This window comes from Williamsia sp. Y721, assembly GCF_059683565.1.
In genome coordinates this window covers 1-5,319 of record NZ_JCASNH010000007.1, presented here as the reverse complement: position 1 = coordinate 5,319, position 5,319 = coordinate 1, and the positions used below count along the sequence as shown (strand labels likewise).

General features: G+C 54.6%; 3 rRNA genes. All 3 read left to right on the top strand.

Annotated features, from left to right (window positions below):
• Positions 1 to 16 precede the first annotated feature (16 nt).
• The 3 genes from AC56PL_RS27565 to rrf all read left to right on the top strand — a co-directional run bounded on the left by AC56PL_RS27565 (position 17) and on the right by rrf (position 5,293).
• Positions 17 to 1,537, top strand: a 16S ribosomal RNA gene (locus tag AC56PL_RS27565).
• A gap of 382 nt (positions 1,538 to 1,919) precedes the next feature.
• A 23S ribosomal RNA gene (locus tag AC56PL_RS27560) occupies positions 1,920 to 5,057 on the top strand.
• 119 nt (positions 5,058 to 5,176) lie between these two features.
• Positions 5,177 to 5,293: ribosomal RNA gene (gene rrf, locus AC56PL_RS27555) — 5S ribosomal RNA — on the top strand.
• Together the 16S, 23S and 5S rRNA genes form the textbook arrangement of a ribosomal RNA operon.
• Positions 5,294 to 5,319 lie beyond the last annotated feature (26 nt).

Here is a 5,319-nt window from a genome sequence, read left to right as displayed (position 1 = left end):
GTGGTTTTAGAGGATTTTCATGGAGAGTTTGATCCTGGCTCAGGACGAACGCTGGCGGCGTGCTTAACACATGCAAGTCGAACGATGAAGCCAGCTTGCTGGTGGATTAGTGGCGAACGGGTGAGTAACACGTGGGTGATCTGCCCCAAACTTTGGGATAAGCCTGGGAAACTGGGTCTAATACCGAATATGACCACTGGATGCATGTCTGGTGGTGGAAAGCTCCGGCGGTTTGGGATGGGCCCGCGGCCTATCAGCTTGTTGGTGGGGTAATGGCCTACCAAGGCGACGACGGGTAGCCGGCCTGAGAGGGCGACCGGCCACACTGGGACTGAGACACGGCCCAGACTCCTACGGGAGGCAGCAGTGGGGAATATTGCACAATGGGCGCAAGCCTGATGCAGCGACGCCGCGTGAGGGATGACGGCCTTCGGGTTGTAAACCTCTTTCACCAGGGACGAAGCGAAAGTGACGGTACCTGGAGAAGAAGCACCGGCCAACTACGTGCCAGCAGCCGCGGTAATACGTAGGGTGCGAGCGTTGTCCGGAATTACTGGGCGTAAAGAGTTCGTAGGCGGTTTGTCGCGTCGTTCGTGAAAACTTGGGGCTTAACTCCAAGCGTGCGGGCGATACGGGCAGACTTGAGTACTACAGGGGAGACTGGAATTCCTGGTGTAGCGGTGAAATGCGCAGATATCAGGAGGAACACCGGTGGCGAAGGCGGGTCTCTGGGTAGTAACTGACGCTGAGGAACGAAAGCGTGGGTAGCGAACAGGATTAGATACCCTGGTAGTCCACGCTGTAAACGGTGGGTACTAGGTGTGGGTTCCTTTTCACGGGATCCGTGCCGTAGCTAACGCATTAAGTACCCCGCCTGGGGAGTACGGCCGCAAGGCTAAAACTCAAAGGAATTGACGGGGGCCCGCACAAGCGGCGGAGCATGTGGATTAATTCGATGCAACGCGAAGAACCTTACCTGGGTTTGACATATACCGGAAAGCCATAGAGATATGGCCCCCCTTGTGGTCGGTATACAGGTGGTGCATGGCTGTCGTCAGCTCGTGTCGTGAGATGTTGGGTTAAGTCCCGCAACGAGCGCAACCCTTATCTTATGTTGCCAGCGCGTAATGGCGGGGACTCGTGAGAGACTGCCGGGGTCAACTCGGAGGAAGGTGGGGATGACGTCAAGTCATCATGCCCCTTATGTCCAGGGCTTCACACATGCTACAATGGCCGGTACAGAGGGCTGCGATACCGTGAGGTGGAGCGAATCCCTTAAAGCCGGTCTCAGTTCGGATCGGGGTCTGCAACTCGACCCCGTGAAGTCGGAGTCGCTAGTAATCGCAGATCAGCAACGCTGCGGTGAATACGTTCCCGGGCCTTGTACACACCGCCCGTCACGTCATGAAAGTTGGTAACACCCGAAGCCGGTGGCCCAACCCCTTGTGGGAGGGAGCCGTCGAAGGTGGGATTGGCGATTGGGACGAAGTCGTAACAAGGTAGCCGTACCGGAAGGTGCGGCTGGATCACCTCCTTTCTAAGGAGCAACATAAACTGTCATCTGCTGCTGCTTTGTACCAGCAACTACCTCTTCGGGGGTGGGGCGGAGACGGTGGCCCCATTACGTCAGCAAATGTTTGACGGTGGGAGCTCATGGGTGAAACGCTAACAATGCCAACCGATTCCATTTACGGATGAGGCCGGCGTTTATGTGGGTGACCATATAAAGAATCGATACACTATTGGGTCCTGAGAGAACACACGTGTTCTTTCTAGGGTTAGACAAGATATCGGCCAGGTTCCGCCTGTTATCAAATGAACTCGAAGGGGTTTGTTTGGGGTGTTGGGGTTGGTTGGTGTGTGTTGTTTGAGAATTGCACAGTGGATGCGAGCATCTTTATTTTTGTTTTGATAAATGTTTGTAAGTGTTTAAGAGCGTACGGTGGATGCCTTGGCACCAGGAGCCGATGAAGGACGTAGGAGGCTGCGATAAGCCTCGGGGAGCTGTCAACCGAGCTGTGATCCGAGGGTGTCCGAATGGGGAAACCCAGCACGAGTGATGTCGTGTTACCCGCGCCTGAATATATAGGGTGTGTGGAGGGAACGTGGGGAAGTGAAACATCTCAGTACCCACAGGAAGAGAAAACAACATGTGATTCCGTGAGTAGTGGCGAGCGAAAGCGGATGAGGCTAAACCATGCAGATGTGATACCCGGCAGGGGTTGTCTGTGTGGGGTTGTGGGATCTATTTTGTCGATTCTGCCGGATCGGCCGACAGTAAAAAATTGTTGTGTTAGTCGAAGTGGTCTGGAACGGCCTGCCGTTGAGGGTGAGAGTCCCGTAGACGAAAACATGACAACTGTTGTAGTAGACACCCAAGTAGCAGCGGGCCCGTGAAATCTGCTGTGAATCTGTCGGGACCACCCGATAAGCCTGAATACTCCCTGGTGACCGATAGCGGACTAGTACCGTGAGGGAAAGGTGAAAAGTACCCCGGGAGGGGAGTGAAATAGTACCTGAAACCGTGCGCTTACAATCCGTCAAAGCCGATGCGTCGTTTAGTCGACGGTGGGTGATGGCGTGCCTTTTGAAGAATGAGCCTGCGAGTTAGTGCTCGGTGGCGAGGTTAACCCGTGAGGGGCAGCCGTAGCGAAAGCGAGTCCGAATAGGGCGTATGAGTCGCCGGGTCTAGACCCGAAGCGGAGTGATCTACCCATGGCCAGGTTGAAGCGACGGTAAGACGTCGTGGAGGACCGAACCCACTTCAGTTGAAAATGGAGGGGATGAGCTGTGGGTAGGGGTGAAAGGCCAATCAAACTCCGTGATAGCTGGTTCTCCCCGAAATGCATTTAGGTGCAGCGTCGCATGTTCCTCACTGGAGGTAGAGCTACTGGATGGCCGATGGGCCCTACAAGGTTACTGACGTCAGCCAAACTCCGAATGCCAGTGAGTCAGAGTGCGGCAGTGAGACTGCGGGCGATAAGGTTCGTAGTCGAGAGGGAAACAGCCCAGATCGCCGGCTAAGGCCCCTAAGCGTGTACTAAGTGGAAAAGGATGTGGGGTCGCGAAGACAACCAGGAGGTTGGCTTAGAAGCAGCCACCCTTGAAAGAGTGCGTAATAGCTCACTGGTCAAGTGATCCTGCGCCGACAATGTAGCGGGGCTCAAGTACACCGCCGAAGCCGCGGCACTCACACAATACATTCTCTTGTTCCTGCGGGGACTTGAGCAGTGGTGTGGGTGGGTAGGGGAGCGTCCTGCATCCATGGAAGCATCGGAGTGATCCAGGTGTGGAGGGTGTGGGAGTGAGAATGCAGGCATGAGTAGCGAAAGCGAAGTGAGAAACTTCGCCGCCGAATGACCAAGGGTTCCTGGGCCAGGCTAATCCGCCCAGGGTGAGTCGGGACCTAAGGCGAGGCCGACAGGCGTAGTCGATGGACAACGGGTTGATATTCCCGTACCCGTGTAGTCGCGCCCGTGATGAATCAGCTGTACTAACTGCCCAGAATGTTCCTTACCACCTTCGGGTGGCCTGGAATCCTATGCGCAGGACCTTGGTTGGTAGTAGTCAAGCGATGGGGTGACGCAGGAAGGTAGTGGGGCCAGTCAGTGGTTGTACTGGTGTAAGCCTGTAGGGCGTGTTCTAGGCAAATCCGGAACACATATAGCCTGAGAGGTGATGCGTAGCCGAATGAGGCGAATTCCATGATCCTATGCTGCCAAGAAAAGCCTCTAGCGAGTGGCGACACGGCCCGTACCCCAAACCAACACAGGTGGTCAGGTAGAGAATACTAAGGCGATCGAGAGAACTGTGGTTAAGGAACTCGGCAAAATGCCCCCGTAACTTCGGGAGAAGGGGGACCATGTCTGGTGATGAGATTTACTCTCTGAGCTGGGTGTGGTCGCAGAGACCAGAGAGAAGCGACTGTTTACTAAAAACACAGGTCCGTGCGAAGTCGTAAGACGATGTATACGGACTGACGCCTGCCCGGTGCTGGAAGGTTAAGAGGACCGGTTAATCACTTCGGTGGTGAAGCTGAGAATTTAAGCCCCAGTAAACGGCGGTGGTAACTATAACCATCCTAAGGTAGCGAAATTCCTTGTCGGGTAAGTTCCGACCTGCACGAATGGCGTAACGACTTCTCTGCTGTCTCAACCACAGACTCGGCGAAATTGCATTACGAGTAAAGATGCTCGTTACGCGCGGCAGGACGAAAAGACCCCGGGACCTTCACTATAGCTTGGTATTGTTGTTCGGTTCGGTTTGTGTAGGATAGGTGGGAGACTGTGATACATGCACGCCAGTGTGTGTGGAGTCGTTGTTGAAATACCACTCTGATCGTATTGGACATCTAACTTCGGACCATGATCTGGTTCAGGGACAGTGCCTGGTGGGTAGTTTAACTGGGGCGGTTGCCTCCTAAAATGTAACGGAGGCGCCCAAAGGTTCCCTCAGCCTGGTTGGCAATCAGGTGTTGAGTGTAAGTGCACAAGGGAGCTTGACTGTGAGACGTACATGTCGAGCAGGGACGAAAGTCGGGACTAGTGATCCGGCACCGGCAAGTGGAAGCGGTGTCGCTCAACGGATAAAAGGTACCCCGGGGATAACAGGCTGATCTTCCCCAAGAGTCCATATCGACGGGATGGTTTGGCACCTCGATGTCGGCTCGTCGCATCCTGGGGCTGGAGTAGGTCCCAAGGGTTGGGCTGTTCGCCCATTAAAGCGGCACGCGAGCTGGGTTTAGAACGTCGTGAGACAGTTCGGTCTCTATCCGCCGCGCGCGTAAGAAACTTGAGGAAACCTGTCCCTAGTACGAGAGGACCGGGACGGACGAACCTCTGGTGTGCCAGTTGTCCTACCAAGGGCACCGCTGGTTAGCTACGTTCGGAAGGGATAACCGCTGAAAGCATCTAAGCGGGAAGCCTGTTCCAAGATGAGGTTTCTCACCACCTTTGCGTGGTTAAGGCCCCCTACAGACCATGGGGTAGATAGGCCAGAACTGGAAGCCCGGTAACGGGTGCAGGTGACTGGTACTAATCGGCCGAGGACTTACAACCAAAACAAGAAGACATTTTGTCTCGCATCCACTGTGCAATATCTGAAACAACACACAAACAAACAAATGATCAGCACTAATCATTGAATGGTTTTGTGCGTGATGGTTGTTTCACATTGTTACGGCGGCTATAGCGGTAGGGAAACGCCCGGTCCCATTCCGAACCCGGAAGCTAAGCCTACCAGCGCCGATGGTACTGCACCCTAATCAGTGTGGGAGAGTAGGACACCGCCGAACACAATTTGCGAATACCCTGTATTCGA